The organism is Hansschlegelia sp. (genome assembly GCF_035538955.1).
Taxonomy (GTDB): domain Bacteria; phylum Pseudomonadota; class Alphaproteobacteria; order Rhizobiales; family Methylopilaceae; genus Methylopila.
On sequence record NZ_DATLJK010000014.1, the window covers coordinates 401,418 to 419,758 of the forward strand.

General features: G+C 68.9%; 15 protein-coding genes. 8 read left to right on the forward strand and 7 right to left on the reverse strand.

What is annotated here, in order from left to right; translation table 11 throughout:
* The first annotated feature begins 38 nt into the window (after window positions 1-38).
* A complete protein-coding gene (locus VM780_RS11330; RefSeq protein ID WP_325447379.1) occupies window positions 39-3,107 on the forward strand; it encodes an efflux RND transporter permease subunit in 3,069 nt (1,022 codons plus the stop codon).
* A 7-nt stretch (window positions 3,108-3,114) separates the two neighbouring features.
* Here the strand turns inward: VM780_RS11330 and gnd are convergent, their stop codons facing one another.
* Entirely contained in the window at window positions 3,115-4,122 is a 1,008-nt protein-coding gene (gnd, locus tag VM780_RS11335; RefSeq protein ID WP_325447380.1) for a phosphogluconate dehydrogenase (NAD(+)-dependent, decarboxylating), read from the reverse strand.
* A gap of 270 nt (window positions 4,123-4,392) precedes the next feature.
* On the opposite strand from gnd, the gene VM780_RS11340 reads away from it, so the two are divergent.
* The 6 genes from VM780_RS11340 to VM780_RS11365 are packed head-to-tail and all read left to right on the forward strand — an operon-like array spanning window position 4,393 to window position 10,010.
* Complete coding sequence (locus tag VM780_RS11340) at window positions 4,393-5,397, forward strand: AAA family ATPase (protein WP_325447381.1); 1,005 nt, start codon at window positions 4,393-4,395, stop codon at window positions 5,395-5,397.
* A 9-nt stretch (window positions 5,398-5,406) separates the two neighbouring features.
* On the forward strand, window positions 5,407-6,306 hold the full coding sequence (locus VM780_RS11345) for a DUF58 domain-containing protein (RefSeq protein WP_325447382.1): 900 nt from the start codon (window positions 5,407-5,409) through the stop codon (window positions 6,304-6,306).
* On the forward strand, window positions 6,293-6,754 hold the full coding sequence (locus VM780_RS11350; protein ID WP_325447383.1) for a DUF4381 family protein: 462 nt from the start codon (window positions 6,293-6,295) through the stop codon (window positions 6,752-6,754). The genes VM780_RS11345 and VM780_RS11350 overlap by 14 nt, the downstream gene beginning before the upstream one ends.
* A gap of 3 nt (window positions 6,755-6,757) precedes the next feature.
* Window positions 6,758-7,714 (forward strand): VWA domain-containing protein, encoded by a 957-nt coding sequence (locus VM780_RS11355; protein ID WP_325447384.1) that lies wholly within the window; start codon window positions 6,758-6,760, stop codon window positions 7,712-7,714.
* Entirely contained in the window at window positions 7,711-8,646 is a 936-nt protein-coding gene (locus tag VM780_RS11360; RefSeq protein WP_325447385.1) for a VWA domain-containing protein, read from the forward strand. The genes VM780_RS11355 and VM780_RS11360 overlap by 4 nt, the downstream gene beginning before the upstream one ends.
* A gap of 5 nt (window positions 8,647-8,651) precedes the next feature.
* Window positions 8,652-10,010, forward strand: a complete 1,359-nt coding sequence (locus VM780_RS11365) for a hypothetical protein (RefSeq protein WP_325447386.1) — start codon at window positions 8,652-8,654, stop codon at window positions 10,008-10,010.
* Here VM780_RS11365 and VM780_RS11370 read toward each other — a convergent pair.
* The 6 genes from VM780_RS11370 to oxlT form a co-directional block, all read right to left on the reverse strand.
* The gene (locus VM780_RS11370) at window positions 9,941-10,339 is read right to left on the reverse strand and encodes a DoxX family protein (protein WP_325447387.1); all 399 of its coding nucleotides are present in this window, start codon (window positions 10,337-10,339) and stop codon (window positions 9,941-9,943) included. The two genes, VM780_RS11365 and VM780_RS11370, sit on opposite strands and share 70 nt — an antisense overlap.
* A gap of 132 nt (window positions 10,340-10,471) precedes the next feature.
* Entirely contained in the window at window positions 10,472-11,497 is a 1,026-nt protein-coding gene (locus VM780_RS11375) for a 2-dehydropantoate 2-reductase (RefSeq protein WP_325447388.1), read from the reverse strand.
* A 95-nt stretch (window positions 11,498-11,592) separates the two neighbouring features.
* Window positions 11,593-12,474 carry a succinate--CoA ligase subunit alpha gene (sucD, locus tag VM780_RS11380; protein WP_325447389.1) on the reverse strand — a complete coding sequence of 294 codons (882 nt, stop codon included), beginning with the start codon at window positions 12,472-12,474 and terminating at the stop codon, window positions 11,593-11,595.
* 1 nt (window position 12,475) lies between these two features.
* Complete coding sequence (gene sucC / locus VM780_RS11385; protein ID WP_325447390.1) at window positions 12,476-13,648, reverse strand: ADP-forming succinate--CoA ligase subunit beta; 1,173 nt, start codon at window positions 13,646-13,648, stop codon at window positions 12,476-12,478.
* Window positions 13,649-13,750: 102 nt separating this feature from the next.
* Window positions 13,751-14,476, reverse strand: coding sequence for a GntR family transcriptional regulator (locus VM780_RS11390; RefSeq protein WP_325447391.1), 726 nt, complete (start codon window positions 14,474-14,476; stop codon window positions 13,751-13,753).
* 361 nt (window positions 14,477-14,837) lie between these two features.
* Window positions 14,838-16,160 (reverse strand): oxalate/formate MFS antiporter, encoded by a 1,323-nt coding sequence (oxlT, locus tag VM780_RS11395; RefSeq protein ID WP_325447392.1) that lies wholly within the window; start codon window positions 16,158-16,160, stop codon window positions 14,838-14,840.
* 859 nt (window positions 16,161-17,019) lie between these two features.
* Here oxlT and frc point away from each other — a divergent pair.
* Entirely contained in the window at window positions 17,020-18,297 is a 1,278-nt protein-coding gene (frc, locus tag VM780_RS11400; RefSeq protein WP_325447393.1) for a formyl-CoA transferase, read from the forward strand.
* Window positions 18,298-18,341: the final 44 nt, after the last annotated feature.

Genomic DNA, 18,341 nt, shown 5'->3' on the forward strand with positions numbered 1-18,341 from the left:
CGACGGCGTCACGGGTCCATGACGGCGGGGCCGGCTAGATGTCGATCTCCGCGCCCTTCATCCGCCGTCCCGTCGGCTCCACGCTTCTTGCGATCGGGCTTCTGCTGATCGGCTTCGCCGCCTATGTGCGGCTGCCGGTTGCGAGCGTGCCGAACGTCGAGTTCCCGGCGATCTTCGTTCAGGCGAGCCGGCCAGGGGCCGACCCGAGCGTTATGGCCGCGACCGTCGCGGCGCCGCTGGAGCGCGCGCTCGGCGCGATCGCCGGGGTCAGCGAGCTGACCTCGACCTCGGCGCTCGGCTCGACCCGGATCGCGGTGATTTTCGACCTCGACCGCAACATCGACGACGCCGCGCGGGACGTGCAGGCGGCGCTCAATGAGGCCTCCGTCGACCTGCCGTCGGACATGCCGAACCTGCCGACCTTCCGGAAGATCAATCCTGCGGCCTCGCCGGTCCTGGTGCTGGCGCTCACCTCCGACGCGCTGCCCACGAGCCGCGTCTACGACGCAGCCGACAGCGTGCTGGTGCAGCGCCTGTCGCAGGTCGCCGGCGTCGGCGAGGTCAGCGTCGCGGGCGCCGAGCAGCCGGCCGTGCGGGTCAGGCTCGACCCGGACCGGCTGGCCGCGATGGGGCTTTCGCTGGACGACGTCCGCTCCGCGATCGACAACGCCAACGTGCTCACGCCGGTCGGCGCCCTGTCGGACGACAAGCGCCAGATGACGATCGCGCTGGACGGCGAGCTCGGCCAAGCCCCCGAGAAGTACCGCGACATCGTGGTGCGGACGTCGAACGGGGTGACGGTCCGGTTGGGCGACGTGGCCGACGTGGCGGCCGGCACGCGGAATGAACGCACCGGCGGCTGGTTCAACGGCAAGCCGGCCGTGCTGGTCAACGTCACCAAGCAGCCGGACGCCAATGTGCTCAAGACCGTCGACGGCGTGAAGGCGCTGCTGCCGAACCTGTCGCGCTGGATACCGGCCGCGATCGACGTGACGGTGCTGGTGGACCGGACCACCACCATCCGCGCGAGCGTCGAGGACATGCAGAAGACCCTGCTGCTCTCGATCGCGCTCGTGATGCTGGTTGTGCTCGCGTTCCTGAAGCGTCTCGCGCCCACCTTCGCCGCCGGCGTCACGGTGCCGCTGGCGCTCGCCGGCTCGTTCGCCGGCATGTGGGTCTTCGGGTTCTCGATCGACAACCTGTCGCTGATGGCGCTCGCCGTCGCGGTCGGCTTCGTCGTCGACGACGCCATCGTCATGATCGAGAACGCCTACCGCAACCTTGAGAAAGGCATGTCGCCGCTGGAGGCGGCGCTCGCCGGCGCCCGCGAGATCGCCTTCACGGTCGTGGCGATATCGGTGTCGCTGATCGCGGCCTTCATACCCCTGCTGTTCCTCGGCGGCATCGCCGGGCGGTTGTTCTTCGAGTTCTCGATGACGCTGGTGTTCGCGATCATCGTCTCGACGGCGGTGTCGCTCACGGTCACGCCGATGATCTGCGGCCAGCTGTTGCGGCCGGAACCGGCCGAGAGGCGGCGGGGACTCGTCGACCGTCTCGCGGACGGCTACGCGCGCAGCCTCCGCTTCGCGATCAGGGCGCCCTGGCTGATGGCGCTGCTGATGCTCGGCGCCGTGGCGTGGAGCGTTCACCTCTACGTCGCGATGCCGAAGGGCTTCCTGCCGCAGGACGACACCGGCATCGTCAACGCCTTCACCGAGGCGGCGCCGGACGTCTCCTTCGCCGCCATGGCGGAGCTTCAGAAGCGTGCGGCGGACATCATCGCCGCCGATCCCGCGGTGGAATCGGTCGCGCCTTCGGTCGGCGGCGGCCGCAGCGTGTCCAATCAGGGCCGCATCCAGATCGCGCTCAAGCCCGTCGGCGAGCGCCCGGAAGCCAATACGGTGATCGAGCGCCTGCGCAAGCCGCTCTCGGCGATCCCCGGGCTTCGGGTGTTCCTGAGCCTGCAGCAGGACATCCGCGCCGGCGGCCGGCAGGGCCGTTCGCAATACCAGTTCACGCTGTGGTCGCACGATCTCGATCTGCTGCAGGAGACCGCGCCGCGCGTCGTGGAGCGGCTTCGCCGCATCCGGACGTTGCGCGACGTGGCGACCGACCGCGAGGCGAACGGCATCGACCTCCGGCTCGACATCGACCGCGACGCCGCGTCCCGGCTGGGCGTCTCGATCGAGGCGATCGACGCCGCGCTGAACACCGCCTTCTCGCAGCGCCAGATCTCGGTCATCTACGGCCGGCGGAACCAGTACCGGGTGGTGATCGAGCTCGCGCCCGAGGAGGCCGACGACTCGTCGGACGTGCTCAAGATCCATGTTCCGACGCGTTCCGGCGCCCAGGTTCCGCTGTCGACGGTCGCCACGATGGCGCGCCGCGTCGCGCCGCTCACCGTCAACCATCAGGGCCAGTATCCCTCGATCACCATCACCTATGACGTCGCTCCTGACGCATCCGCGGGCGACGCGATGGAAGCCGTTACGCAAGCGGTCGCGAACATGCGGCTGCCGGACGGCGTGAACGCGGAGTTCGCCGGAGACGCCGCGCAGTTCGCCGCCTCCGCCTCGAGCCAGCCGATCACGATCTTGGCGGCCCTCGTGGCCATCTACCTGGTGCTCGGCGTGCTCTATGAGAGCTACGTCCACCCGCTGACGATCCTCTCGACCCTGCCGCCCGCGGGGCTCGGCGCGCTGCTCGCGCTGCAGTTCGGCGGCTACGACCTGACGCTGATCGCGCTGGTCGGGATCATCCTGCTCATTGGACTGGTGAAGAAGAACGGCATCATGCTGGTCGATTTCGCCCTGACCGCCGAACGCACGATGGGCCTTTCTCCGCGCGACTCGATCGTCGAGGCGGCGCGCGTCCGCTTCCGGCCGATCCTGATGACGACCTTCGCGGCGCTGCTGGGCGCCCTGCCCCTCGCCTTCGGCGAAGGTCCGGGCTCGGAGCTCCGGCGCCCGCTCGGGATCACCATCGTGGGCGGATTGATCGTCTCACAGGCCCTGACACTCTACACCACGCCCGCGATTTACCTGCTGCTGGACCGCCTGCGGCGGCGACGGAAACCGGCGGCGGCCGAGCTCCAGCCGGCGGAGTGACCGGAGGTCAGGTCCTGACCTTCTTCTCCTCGCCAACGCCCGCCGGCGCTTCCGCGTGCCCGCCGAACTGGCGCCGCATCGCGGAGAGCAGCCGGTCCGCGAATGAGTGGTCGACCCGGGAACGGAACCGCGCGAACAGCGCCGTCGCCAGCACGTCGACCGGCACGGCCTCCTCGATGGCGGCCTCGATCGTCCAGCGTCCTTCTCCCGAATCCGCGACCCGGCCAGCGAAGCCGTCGAGCTTCGGGTCGTCTGCGAGCGCGATGGCGGTGAGATCGAGCAGCCAGGACGACACCACGCTGCCGCGCCGCCAAAGCTCCGCGACGTCGGCGACGTCGATCTGAAAGCGCCGGTCCTCCGGGAGCTCCGGCGAGCCTCTGCTGCGCAGGATGTCGAAGCCTTCCGCGTAGGCCTGCATCAACCCGTATTCGATTCCGTTGTGGACCATCTTGACGAAGTGGCCGGCGCCGACCGGCCCGCAGCGCATATAGCCCTGCTCCACCCGAGGATCCCGGCCCTCGCGTCCCGGCGTGGGCGGGATCTCTCCCCGACCGGGCGCCAGCGTCGCGAACACCGGATCCAGGCGGCGTACGACCTCCTCGTCGCCGCCGATCATCAGGCAGTAGCCGCGCTCGCGCCCCCAAACGCCGCCCGACGTGCCGGCGTCGATGAAGAGGATTTTCTTCTCGGCCAACTCAGCCGCTCGCCGGATGTCGTCCTTGTAGAAGGAGTTTCCGCCGTCGATCACGACGTCGCCCGGCGACAACGCCTCGCTGAGCGCAGCGATCGCGTCGCCCGTAATCTTGCCCTCGGGCAGCATCACCCAGACCGCCCTCGGGGCCGGCAGAGCCGCGACCAGTTCCGCGATCGAACCCGCCGCGGTCGCGCCATGCTCGGCCAGCTCCGCCACTGCCTGCGGATTGACGTCGAACACCGCGCAGCGGTGGCCGCCCTCCATCAGGCGGCGCGCGATGTTGCCGCCCATGCGGCCGAGGCCGATCACTCCGATGTGCATGAGATCCTCGCATCTCGGGAGAGCGCTGGCGCGCGACGCTCGTTCAGATATGACCTCGCCGCCGCCTGTCGACCCGCATCCTCGCAACGCCGGCTTTCGTGCGGCCGGCGCATTAATCGTGAACCTGTATTGACGGAACCGCGTAGAACGGGCGTGATCCTAAAAAGCCCCTAAGAGGCTGCGTGAGGAGCGTGGGAGAGTCATGCGGATCGGCCAGTCTTCCGGAGCGTCCCGACGGCGCTCTGTCCGTTTCCGGCGCACCCGGTCCTCATGACCCTTCAGGAGAAAACGGTCGCGGCTGTTAGGGAAACGGCCGACGCGGCGCTGCGCGATCAGGTCGTCGCTCTTCGGAGCGGACTTGAAGAAGGCCTGATCGGCGTTTCCGGGCTGATCGAGCGGCTTCTGATCGGCCTGCTCACCGGCGGCCATGTGCTGGTGGAAGGCGCGCCGGGCCTCGCCAAGACGCGCGCCGTAAAGCGTTTGTCGTCCGGGCTCGAAGGGTCTTTCGCGCGCATCCAGTGCACGCCCGACCTGATGCCGGCGGACCTGACCGGAACCACGGTCTGGCGCCCCGATCAGGGCCGATTCGAGTTCCTGCAGGGACCGATCTTCCACTCGCTGGTGCTGGTGGACGAGATCAACCGCGCGCCGCCGAAGGTGCAGTCGGCTCTGCTCGAGGCGATGGCCGAGCGGCAGGTGACAGCCGGATCGAGCACTTACGCCCTCCCCGACCCGTTCATGGTCGTCGCGACCCAGAACCCGATCGAGCACGAAGGCACCTTTCCGCTGCCCGAAGCCCAGCTCGACCGCTTCCTGCTGCATGTGGTGGTCGGTCTGCCGGACGCGGCCTCGGAACGGCGCATCCTCGATCTCGTGGAGCGCGAGGCGACCGGCCACGAACAGCCGCTCGGCGTCCGCCTGACGGCCGACGAGGTCCGGCGCGCGCGCCGCGACGTCGCGAATGTCCATCTCGCCCCCGCAATCAAGGACTACATCGTCCGCATCGTGGCCGCGACGCGGGAGCCCGACACCGTGCCGGAGGTCCGGCGGGCGATCGAATATCCGGTGTCGCCGCGCGGCACGCTCTCGCTCGCGGCCGCCGCCAAGGCGCGCGCCTATCTCGACGGGCGCGACCACGTCACGCCGGACGACGTGGCCGGCCTCGCCGAGGACACGCTCGCTCACCGGCTGGTGCTGACCTGGCGCGCCGCCGCCGACGGAAGGACGGCGCGCGACCTGGTCGCGCCGCTGCTCGACCAGGTGCGGCCGCTCTAGGAAGGCGTCGTGGAGGGCATCCCGGTCCCGGGCGTCGATGTGGACGCCGCCGCGCTTCTGGGGCTGCGCCATCTCGCGCGCGGCGCCCCGTCCTCGTCGTCGCGCCGGCTCGCGGCCCGGCCCGGCGGCATCGTGACCCGGCGGCGGGGGCGCGGCAGCGAACTCGACGACGTGCGCCCGTGGATCGACGGCGACGACATCAGGCATATCGACCGCAACGCCACGGCCCGCACCGGCGTGCTGCACACCCGCACCTTCCGCGACGAACGCGAGCGCGCCGTGCTTCTCGTGGCGGATTTCCGGCCGGCGATGCTGTTCGGCACGCGTCGCGCCTTTCGCTCAGTCGCGGCCGCCGAGGCCCTCGCGCTCGTCGGGTGGCGCGCCGCCGCCGAGGGCGGCCGGATCGGCCTCCTGGCGGCCGGCGCAGGCGAGCCGGACTTCGTCCGCCCAAAGGGCGGCGAGCGGGCGATGAACGGCGTTATCGGGGTCATGGCGCGCGCCCACGCCGAGGCGCTCGGCGCGCCCGACCAAGCCGATCCGCCGCTGGCGGACGCGCTCGAGATCGCCGTCGGCGCGCTGCCGCGCGGCGGACACCTGATCCTCGCCAGCGGGCTCGACGAGCCCGGGCTGCGGTTCGACGAGGTCATCCGAGCCGCGGCGACGCGGGTCTCGATCGCCGTTCTGCTGGTGACCGACGCTTTCGAGCGCGACGCGCCGCGCGGGGCCTATGCGTTCCTGGCGCGCGACGGCCGCAGCGGTTGGCTTTCGGGGCGGCGCGGCGGCGACGCGCACGCCGACTTCCGGCGCGAGCGCCTGATGGGGCTTGGCGTGCCGGTGATCCCGATCGACGCCGCCGCGGGACCCGAGCGCGTGGCGCCTCTGCTGGAGCGGCTCGATGCCGTCCAGTGACCCCCTCGCCGGCATGCGCGGCTTGCACCTTCCGGAGCAGCCGGGGTCATTCTGGTCCGACGTCGGGCTGGCGGCCGCGATCGGGCTTCTGGCCGCGCTTGCGGTCGCGATCGCAGTCCGGCTGCTGTTCCGGCCGAAGCAGTCGCTGCGCGCGTCGGCCCTCGCGGCGCTCGAGGCCGCAAAGGACCTGCCCCCGCCGGACCGGCGGGTGGCGCAGGCCGCCGTGCTGCGCCGCGTCGTGAGGACGATCGACGGAGACGAAGCGGCGCGGCGCGAGGGCCTCGCCTGGGGCGAGACGCTCGACCGCGTCTTCGGCGCCGACTTCTTCACCGCCGGGCCCGGACGGGTCTTCGCGACCGGCCTCTACGCCCCCACAGCCGCCACGACGGGAGACGACGCTGAGATGGACCGCCGGCTCGAGGCGCTTCTCGCCGGTCTCCGGCGCTGACGCATGTGGCAGTTCGCGACGCCGCTGCTGTTTCTCCTGCTGCCGCTTCCGCTGCTGATCCGCCGCTTCCTGCCTACCGAGGGAAGAGTGGGCGGCGCGCTGAAGGTCCCGGGCACCGTCGCGGGCTCGCATGGCGAGGCGGATGCGTCCGCGGTCGCCTCGCCCGGCAAGGCGGTATTCGCCTGGATCGCCTGGATCGCGCTCGTCACGGCGCTCGCAGGTCCCCAGGTCGTGCTGCCGGCTCAGGCGTTGCCGACCACCGGACGCGACCTGGTCATGGCGCTTGACCTCTCCGGCAGCATGGAGCGCACCGATTTCGCGCTCGACGGCGCCACGGTGCGACGTCTGGACGTGGTCAAGACGCTCGGCGCCAAGTTCATCCGCGGAAGGGCCGGCGACCGCGTCGGCGTCGTCGCCTATGCGGATCGCGCCGCGGTCGTGTCTCCGCCGAGCTATGACGTCGAGGCCGTGGCGCGATCGCTGGACGGCTTCGTCATCGGCCTCGTGGGGCGCTCGACGGCGATCGGCGACGGACTTGGCCTGGCGTTGCGGCGGCTTGCGTCCACCGACGCGAAATCACGCGTCGTGGTGCTGCTCTCGGACGGCGTCAACAACGCCGGAAACTCCGCCCCGAAGGACGTCGCGCGGCTCGCCGGCGAGATGAACGTCCGCGTCTACACCATCGCGATGGGGCCGCGGGCGCTCGGCGAGACCGACTACAATCCGGACGTGGTCGACGTCGAAACCCTGAAAGACATCGCCTCCGCCAGCGGCGGCCGAACCTTCCGGGTGAAAACCAGCGAAGACCTCCAGGCGGCGATCAAGGCGATCGACGAAATCGAGCCGACGCGCTCGATCGCGCCGCCGGCGCCGATCTGGCGGGAGCTCTGGCCCTGGCCCGCCGCCCTCGCCTTTCTGGCCTCGGCCGCGACGGTGCTGGTCCGGAGGCGGCGCGGATGATCGAGCTCTTCGGTCTTGCTCTGCTGCGGCCGTGGTGGATTCTGGGGCTGCCTGTCGCCGGACTTGCGATGTTCGCCGCCATGCGCCGCGCCGGCGGAGTCGGCGACTGGCGCAGAGCCGTCGATCCGCATCTGCTCGACGCGCTCGCCCGGCGCGGCGCCGTAGTGGCCGGCAAGGGCGGCGGCGCCGCCTTCGCCGCGGCAGGCTCCGCGCTGATCGCGCTTGCGCTGATCGGGCCGGCCGTCGAGCGCAACCAGACGACGAGCTTCCGCAACCTCGACACCATCGTCGTCGCGCTCGACCTGTCGCGCTCGGTGGCCGAGAGCCCGCAGTTTCGCGACGCCAAGATCGCCGCTCTGGCGGCCGCGGAAGCCGGAGGCTCGCGGCAGGTCGCCGTGATCGCCTTCGCAGGCGACGCCTATCTGGTGAGTCCGCCCACCACCGACCGCAAGGGGCTCGAGACCACCCTGTTCTCGCTCGACGGCGGCGCCGTGCCTGACCTCGGGAGCGCCCCCACGCGCGCGCTCGCTCTCGCGCGGAAGACGCTCACCGACGGTGAAGTCGTGTCTGGCGACGTGATCCTCATCACCGACGGCGGCGGCATCGATGAAGGCGCGCGGAACGAAGCCCGCGCCCTGTCCGACGAGGGCCACGCGCTCCACACGCTTTACGTCGCCCCCAAGGAGCCGCCCGCCTCTCCGCCGGGGCCGAAGCCGACCGGCCGACCGGAGCTCGACGCGCTCGCCGCGATCGGCGGAGGCGGCGCCGCCGACATCGAGACGCCGGGCGCGGTGGAGGAGCGGCTCGCCCGAGGCGCGGCGCAAAGGCTCGGCCCGGGCGCCTACGCCTCGCTTGTCTGGTATGATTTCGGACGCTGGCTGCTCTTCGCGGCCGCCTTCCCGCTGCTCATGCTGTTCCGCAGAGGCGCATGACCCTCATGGCGAAACCGGTCGCGGCCGCCCTGGCCATCCTGATGACAGGCTTCGTTCTCGCGGGCGCGCCGGCCGCCGCGCAGGACCGCACGATCTTCGACGACGTCAAACTGGAGGTCTTGCCTGAGACCCACGGCGTCGATCCGTATCCGAACGAGCTCATCCTCGTGCGCATCCGCGGCACCTATCGTCCCAAGATCAAGATCCAGCACCTGCTGCAGCCGTCGCTGACGGATTTCGGCTGGATGCACCTCACCAAGGACAAGGCGTTCGAGACGACCTTCGGCGGCTTCTCGGCGAACGGATATGAGCGGGTGATCGCGGTCTTCGCCGAAAAGAGCGGCCCGCTCACAATCGGCAGTTTCACGCACAAGCTGAGCGTCGTCGACGGCGTCGGCAGCCGCGAGCTGGAGGTGAAGTCCGCGCCCGTCACGATCAACATCGCGAAATGGACCGGAGCCGGCGGCCCCTCTGATCCCAATGTCTGGTGGCTTCCCGCGAGTGAGGTTCGGGTCACCGACGAGTGGGCGTCCGATCCGAACCACGTGCCGCGCGGGGAGACGACCCGTCGCACAGTCACCATCGAGGCCGTGGGCGTGACGGCCGAGCAGCTTCCTCCGCCGCCGGTGATGCGCTCGCCCGGCGTGATCAGCTTCCGCGGCCCGACCGAACGCGACACCAAGATCACCGAAAACGGACCGATCGCGCGTGCGGTCTACCGTTGGGACATGCGGCCGACGACCGCCGCTCCGGCGATCGTGGAGCCGGTGCAAATCCCGTGGTTCGACACGGTCTCTCGGACCATGCGGACCGCTACGATCCCGGCGCAGCGCATGGCGTGGGCGGCGGCCGCGTCATCGGCGGCCGCGGCGGCCGAGCCTGAGCGCCCCGCGATGGCGGCCACCCTGGCGGCCGGTGTGATCGCCTTCATAGCCGGGGCGGCGCTGCTGCTCGCCGGCGGAAGCCGACGCTCGCTCTGGGCTGGTTTGCCGCCGCGGGCGCTGTGGAAGCTTAAGGCGGCCGCCCGGCGCGCCGACGCGGCGGAGACGCGCGCGGCGATCTCCGAGCTTGCGCGCGCCGAGCCGGAGCGCTCCGCCGCCTGGTCAGGCCGGAGCGACGTCCGGGCGGCGATCGCCGAGCTCGACCGCCACCTCTACGACAACAAGGCCGCCCCGCCGCCTGACCTGAGGCGGCTCGCCCGGACGGTCGTCGCGGCCCGCCGCTCGGCTGCAGCCGGACGAGAGGCGGCTCGGTCCGGCCTCGCGCCGCTCGACGGCCCGATGCCGGCCAAAGGTCAGACGCGGTCGGTCTTCGCCCGCATGGCGTCGACGCTCCAGGGGCCGGGGCCCGCGAACACCAGATAGAGGAAGATGAAGCAGAACAGGATCGCCGCGTCGCCGCCGTTGAGCGCCGGGTAGAAGCTCTTCGGGGCGTGGGCCATGAAGTAGGCCACCGCCATCTGACCTGATAGCAGAAAGGCGACCGGACGGGTGAAGAGGCCGATCGCCAACAGGAACCCGCCGAACATCTCGAGCACGCCGGCGGTGGCGGACAGCGCGGTCAGCGGGTTCGGATAGGCCGCCGGGAACCCTATGAGCTTCATCGTTCCATGCGCGATGAACAGCAGCGCGGCCATAATCCGTAGAATGCTGAGAACATGCGGCGCCCAGCGGGTCAGTGCGGCAGGTGACATCGGCGATCCTTCACGGCGTAGAACGGATCGTCAGCTTGCGACGCCGGAACCGGAATGGCGAGGCGCCCGCATGATCACTTTGCCGATTTCTGAAGCCGCCGCGGCCGGACGCTGAGAGACCCCTCGTGGCGGTTAGCCTGCGGCGGCGAGCTGCGGCTGCTCCGCGAGCTCGTCCGGGAAGGTCGGGTAGACGCCGAAGGAACGCCCCATCTGTTTGGCGAGCCCCAGAACGGCGTCGATGAAGGGCGTCTCCACCTGGACGAGCTGCCCCATCTCCTGAACCGCGGAGAGCAGCGCGTCGAGCTCGATCGGCTTGCCGGCTTCCAGATCCTGCAGCATCGAGGTGCGGTGGGCGCCGACGCGTGCGGCGCCGTCGATGCGCCGGTCGACGTCGACCTTGAAGGTCGCGCCAAGCTTTTCGCCGATCTGCTGCGCCTCGAGCATCATCCTCCTGGCGAGGGAGCGTGTGCCCGGATCGGTGGCGACGACATCGAGCGTCGCGCGGGTCAGCGCCGAGATCGGGTTGAAGCAGAGATTGCCCCAGAGCTTCAGCCAGATGTCGTCGCGGATGTCGTCATAGTAACGCGCCTTGAGACCGCTCGCCTGAAGGGCGTCGCCGAACGCCTTCAGCCGGTCCGTCTTGGCGCGGTTGGGCTCGCCAAGCCCGAACGCGTCGCCATAGGTGTGCTTGATGACCCCCGGCTCGATGATTTCCGTCGCCGGATAGACGGTCGCGCCGATCACGCGCTGCGGGCCGATCGCGTTCCACTGCCTGTCGCCCGGGTCGACGGTCTTCAGCCGGAGGTCCGCGTAAGGGCCCTCGAGGCCGTGGAAATACCACCACGGCACGCCGTTCTGCGCGGTCACCACGGCGGTGTTCGGGCCCAGCAGCGGCCTGAGATCCTCGGCGGACTCCCACGCCTGATGGGATTTGAGGCCGATGATGACGAAGTCCTGCGGCCCGAGCTCCGCGGCGTTGCGGGTCGCCGGCATGGCGGCGACTTTCTCTTCGCCGTCGATGATCAGCTTCAGGCCGCGTTCCTGAATGGCCGCCAGATGCGGCCCGCGCGCGACCAGCGAGACGTCGATGCCGGCCTGCTTCATCAGCACGGCCATGTAGCCGCCGATGGCGCCGGCGCCGTAGATGCAGATTTTCATGGCCTTCCCCCGTCGTCCTTACTCGGCGGGCGGCCTGCGCCCCGGTGTTCTTCTTGAAGAGATCGCGCGCGATCCGGCGCAGCCGGCTTCGCGTCCTACCGGGCTCTGGAAAGCGCCTCGGCGATCGTTCGGCCGACGAGATGCGCGCTCCCCGCGATGCGCGCGCCGGCCCGCTCCAGCGCGGCGGCCTTTGCGGACGCGTCGCCGGTCGCGGCCGATGTCAGCGCGCCGGCGTGGCCCATGCGGCGCTCACGCGGCGCGTGGGTCCCGACGATCAGCGCGACGACCGGCTTTGCGGGCTTCGCCTCCGCCATGTAGTCGGCGACCTCCTGCTCCTCGAAACCGCCGATCTCGCCGATCAGGACCACGCCCTTGGTCTCGTCGTCGGCCAGAAACAGTTCGAGGCAATCGCGCATCGACATCCCGTGCACCGGATCGCCGCCGACACCGACAGTAGTGGACTGGCCAAGGCCAGCTTCCGTGACCTGAGCCACCACCTCGCTGGTGAGCGAGGCTGAGCGAGAGACGATCCCGACGCCGCCAGGCCGCTCCGATCCCGTCGCCATGACGCCGAGCTTGCAGATCCCCGGAGCCAGAACGCCTTGCGAATTGGCGCCGACCAACCGGGAGCCGGCCCCCTTGAGGGCGTCCCGCACCCGGATCATGTCGAGCACCGGCACCCGCTCGGTGACCGCGACGATCAGCGGGATTTCGGCCTCGATCGCCTCGATCATCGCCGCCGCCGCATTGGCGGGCGGCACGAAGACGATGCTGGCGTTCGCCCCGGTCGCCGCCTTGGCCTCCGCGACGCGATCATAGACCGGCAGGCCGATATGCGTGCGGCCGCCTTTGCCGGGCGTGACGCCGGCGACCACCTGCGTGCCGTACTCGATCATCTGCGCGACGTGATGGGTGCCGGCCCAGCCGGTCATTCCCTGGCACAGCACGCGCGTGTCGCGGTCGAGCAGAATCGCCATGTCAGGCCCTTCCCGCTGCGACCGCGACGGCGCGCTCGGCGGCCGCGCCCATGTCGGGCGCCTCGATGACGTGACAGCCGAAATTCGCCAGCCGGTAGCGGCCGAGATCGGCGTTGAGGCCCGCCAGCCGGACCACGATCGGCAGCTTGCGGCCGGACTTGCGCAGCGCGATGCCGAGACCCTCGGCGATCGTGTCGCAAGACTGCATGCCGCCGCCATGCACGTTGATCAGCAGGGTGCGTATCTTCGGGTTGTCGAGCAGCAGCGCGAAGCCGTGCGCGATGTCGAGGCTGCGCGCGGTGGTGCGGATGTCCATGAAGTTGGCGGGCCGGCCGCCGGCGCGATGCACCATGTCGAGCGTCGCGAGCCCAAGCCCGGCGCCGTTCGACACGAGCCCGATGTCGCCGTCGAGCTGGACGAAATTCAGCTGGTTGCGGTGCGCGCTCAGCTTCAGCCGTTCGGCCTCGGCTTCGTCGCGCAGCGACGCGAGCTCGGGATGGCGGAACAGCGCGTTGTCGTCGAGCGTCATCTTGACGTCGATCGCCTTGAGCTCGCCGGACGCCGTCACCGCAAGCGGATTGATCTCGATGAGGCTGGCGTCGAGTTCGACAAACGCGCGCCGCAGTCCCTCGACGAGGTCGCAGCCGGCTTCGTTGGTCGGGCCTTCGAGCCCGAGCCGGGCGAGAAACCCGGAGAGTTCAGAGCGATCTGCAGGACGGGCGATCGGCAGGCTCAACCGCTCGCAGCGCAGTTCGCCCTTGCGCTCGCGCTCCTCGATTCCTTCGCCGCCCTCCGGACTGCCGAGCACGACGAGACCGGCGGTCCTGAGATCGATCAACAGCGTCAAATAGAGCTGCCGGGCGATCGCGACGCCCTCTTCCACATAGACGCGGCGGACGATCAGGCCGTCGTCTTCGGTCTGCGCGGTCGCGAGGCGCTGCCCGAGCATGGCGGCGGCTGCGGAGCGCACCGTCGCCGGCCCGTGCGCCATACGCACGCCGCCAGCCTGCAGCCGGTCGCCGGCGAGCACCTGCGCCTTGACCGCGACAGGGCTGACCGCGAGATCGCGCGCGATCGCCTCCGCCTCGTCAGGTGTGAAGGCGACAGCGCCCCGCGGCGTGGGCAGTCCATAGTCGGCGAGCAGCCGCTTCGCCTGGAATTCATGCAGTCGCATGGCGCGACGGGTCCCTCTGTCGGGCGCAGGTGCGGCGGTCTTTGGTATACCTGACGGCGCCGAGCGCCAATTCGCCCAAGGGCTGACGCAGGCGCCGCGCGTTCAGTCGAAGATGTCGCCGTGCTCCTCGACATAGCTGGCGAGGCCGAGCGTGTGATCCCGCGAGCGGCGCTCCGCGCCCTCCACGTCGCGGCGCTCGAGCGCCTCGATGATCGCGAGATGGTCGTCCATCGAGCGCGTGGCGCGGTCGTCGCGGCCGATCGTGATCTGGCGGATGCCGCGGACATGCATGAGGATGTTCGAGGTGATCTCGAGCAGCGCGTGCGAGCCGCTGAGCTTGATCAGCGTCTGGTGGAACTGGATGTTGGCGGCGGAGTACTCGCTGAGATAGTCCGCCGGCCTGTGGCTCTCGTTGAAGCCCTCGAACAGCTTCCGGAGTTTGCCGATCTCGACGTCGCTCGCCCTCTGGGCGGCGAGACGGGCGGCCATGCTCTCCAGGGCGGCCCACGCCTCGATCATCTCCGTGACCTCGCGCCGAGTCTTCTTCAGCACCATGATGCCGCGGCGCGGCATCGACTTCACGAAGCCCTCCTGCTCCAGCATCGCGATCGCCTCGCGCACCGGCGTCCGACTGACGCCGAGCCGCTCCGAAAGCTGGCGCTCGTCAAGCCATGTCGGCTCGTCGGAGGAGTAGATGTCCATGTTGACGATCGCCTGCTTGAGCGCGGCGTAAACCCTCGTCTTGTAGGTTTCCTCCGGAGCAAAGCGCTCGAGAACGAGCTCGTCATGCGGGTCGTCCTCGACTGGCCAGCGCAACGGTGTTCTCAAGGCTCTCACTCCCCCGGGCCAAACCCGACCTTAATCTTGCATACCAGAGCCGGGCGGAGCGGCGAAGATTCATTCCGCCGCAGACTAAAGGCGGAGAGGCTCCTGCGGGCTCTCTTTTGGCCTGCCCCAGACTGCAGGGCTGACGCTCCGCGGAAGTTTTCAGAAGCAGCCCCGGCCCGATCGGGCAATGCCCCCGAGGTGGCGTCAGGGACGCCGTTGATCACGCGCGCTAATCAGACACGCCGAGATCAAAGCCCGTTCCCCCCGGACCAGGTTTGCGCCTGTTATCGACCCAAAAGGCCTCCGGCGGGGGTCGCCGGAGGCCTTGAGGACTGAAGTTCGGGCGGGCGCCCGCCCTAGGTCAGACGGCGGGCACGCTGCGCGCCGCGCCGGTCTCCTGCGACTCAAGCGCATTGGCGACGACACGCCGGCGCCAGGGCTTGAGGACGAGGATCGCGAGGAGCGAAGCGAGAATGTTCGCGCCCGCAGCCACGAGGAACACGCCGTCCCAGCTGCCGCTGGACTGCTGCAGATAGTTGGCGAACGGCACGAGCAGTGAGGCGGTGCCCTTCGCCGTGTAGAGCAGGCCGGCGTTGGTGGTCGCGAACTTCGAACCGAAAGTGTCGGTGCAGGTCGACGGGAACAGCGAGTAGATCTCGCCCCAGGCGAAGAACACCAGACCGGTCAGGATCACGAACAGCACGGGATCATGGCCGTAGAGGTACAGCAGGTAGATGCCCACGCCTTCGAAGCCGAACGCGATGAACATCGTGTTCTCGCGACCGATCTTGTCGGAGATCCAGCCGAAGAACGGACGGGTGAGGCCGTTCAGGATGCGGTCGATCGTGGCGGCGAAGGTCACGGTCGTCATGGTCAGGCCGACGAGCGTGACGCTCATCTTGTCGATGTGGAAGTCAGCCGCGATCGGCTTGAGATTGGCGGTGACCATCAGGCCGCCGGCGCCGACAGCGACGAACATCAGGTACATCAGCCAGAAGATCGGGTGCCTCAGCACCTCGGCCGGGCGGTAGTTCCGCCGAGACTGAACGATGTTGTGGCTGATGACGGGAGCCGGCGTCTGGCCGACCATCGGACCGACCAGGAAGATCGAGGCGATCAGGATGATCACCGCCTGGCCGATGCCAAAGTTGATGAAGGCCGCCTGGAAGCCGGAATTGGCGATCATCGACTGGATCGGCGCGACCGTCAGAGCCGAACCCGCGCCGAAGCCCGCCGCGGTGATGCCCGCCGCAAGGCCGCGCTTGTCGGGGAACCATTTGAGGGCGTTGCCCACGCAGGTGCCGTAGACGGCGCCGGCGCCGATGCCCGCGATCACCTGGCCGACATAGAAGCCGGTCAGGCTTGTGGCGTAGCCGTTGATGACCCAGCCGAGGCCGCACAGCACGCCGCCGAACATGACGACGGAGCGCGGTCCGTATTTGTCGACGAACCAGCCCTCAACCGGGACAAGCCAGGTCTCGAACAGAACGAACAGCGTGAACGCCCACTGGATCGCAGCGCGGTCCCAGCCGAAGGTCTTTTCGATGTCGGTGACGAAGAACGTCCAACCATATTGGAGGTTGGCGATCATGACCATGCAGAGCACGCCGACGGCGAGCTGGGTCCAGCGATAGGCGTCGCTGACCCGGGGCGCATGACCCCCAGTCTCAGGCGAAGTTATCATTTCCTACCCCTTTAAGCTTTTGCTTTTACCCGAGCGGTCGACGCCACTCTTGGCAGACATCCTGGTATGCCTAATGCCAGTTGGGCAAGAGCGAAAAGCACAGCGACACGTCTGCGACACTGCTTACAAGGTAGAAAATGGGAGGAGAGCGTTGTGAAAGTTGAAGAAAAAAAAACGCCTTTCTGAGAGGAAAAAACGCGGGACGGCGTTGAAAATGGCGGCCTGAGCCGCACCGGGCGCGAAAATCAGATGCCAGAGGCTCGATCGAGCCACTGCGGGCGTCGATCTCCGCAATCCGCGGAAGCATCCGAGAAGAGTCTGCCAGATGGAGCGCAAACCGCCGGCAGGAGCGGAATGCGCGGTGATGACTTCGGTCGGCATCAAGCTCGCCGGCCTTGGACGAAAGTCTAAGGCATCTTGGCCGCGCTGAGAGACGATCGGACCCAGCGCGCAGCCCGCGATGCGGCTCCGCTGATTTTGCAGCGCAACCGATCAGTGAAGAATCGGCGCCGCAGCGCTCGTTGACAGGGCGTTTCCTGGGATGCCAGCTTTCCTGGTTGGAGGCGCGTGAGGCCACAACACGTTTGCAGGCGCTCCCGCGAAGCCTCCATCGGAGAGCGGCGCGGAGCCCGCGGCAGCTGCATCGCCGAGCCGCCAGCCGGACTGTCGCTGCCGGAGCGGATCGACTCATCGCCAAGCGTCGCCGACCGGACGGCGACACCGACTTGGACTTAAGTATAAGGTCGCGCGGCCTTGAGGCGATCTGACGACGCTTTTCCCGCGACGCCAATTCCGCTTAAAGGCTGGCACACCAGCAAGATGGCATAGCAATCGCCCCGGGACGGGAGGAGAAGACGATATGAGCAAGGCTCTCGAAGGGGTCCGGATCTTGGACTTCACCCATGTGCAGTCGGGCCCGACCTGCACGCAGTTGCTCGCCTGGTTCGGCGCGGACGTCATCAAGGTGGAGCGCCCCGGCGCGGGCGACGCGACCCGGCAGCAGCTCCAGGACATCCCGGACGTGGACAGCCTCTATTTCACGATGCTGAACCACAATAAGCGCTCGATCACGATCGACACCAAGAGCCCCAAGGGCAAGGAAGTGCTCTGGCGGCTGGTGAAGGAGTGCGACGTCCTCGTCGAAAACTTCGCGCCCGGCGCGCTCGACCGGATGGGTTTCTCCTGGGAGAAGCTGCACGAGGCCAATCCGAGGCTGATCGTGGCCTCCGTCAAGGGGTTTGGCCCGGGTCGCTACCAGGACTGCAAGGTCTATGAGAACGTCGCCCAGTGCGCTGGCGGTTCGGCTTCCACCACCGGTTTCCGCGACAGCGTCCCGATGGTCACCGGCGCGCAGATCGGCGATTCCGGCACCGGCCTGCATCTCGCGCTCGGCATCGTGACGGCCCTCTATCACCGGACCCACTCGGGCGAAGGCCAGAAGGTGGACTGCGCCATGCAGGATGCCGTGCTGAACCTGTGCCGCGTGAAGCTCCGCGACCAGCAGCGCCTCGAGCATGGGCCGCTGCAGGAATACAGCCAGTTCGGCGAAGGCGTGCCGTTCGGCGACGCGGTCCCGCGGGCCGGCAACGATTCCGGCGGCGGGCAGCCTGGCCGCATCCTGAAGTGCAAGGGCTGGGAGCACGATCCCAACGCCTACATCTACTTCATCACTCAGGCCGCGGTGTGGGAGCCGATCTGCGACATCATCGGGGAGCCGAGCTGGAAGACCGATCCGAACTACGCCACCCCGAAGGCGCGTCTGCCGCATCTGAACGAGATCTTCACGCGCATCGAAGCGTGGACGATGAAGCACGACAAGTTCGAGGCGATGGACATCCTCAACGAGTATGACATCCCCTGCGGGCCGATCCTGTCGATGAAGGAGATCGCCGAGGACGAGGCGCTGCGGAAGAACGGCACCGTCGTCGAGGTCGATCATCCGACCCGCGGCAAGTATCTGACGGTCGGCAGCCCCATCAAGTTCTCGAACAGCCCGGTCGACGTCGTCCGCTCGCCCCTGCTCGGCGAGCACACCGAGGAAATTCTCCGCGAGGTGCTCGGCTATAGCGACAACGAGATCGCCGAAATCGAGGGTTCGGGCGCCTGCGGGCGCGTGACCAAGCTCGCGGCGGAGTAACGCTGCGATCGCATCAGTTGCAGCCCTGCCGCTCCGGCGGCAGG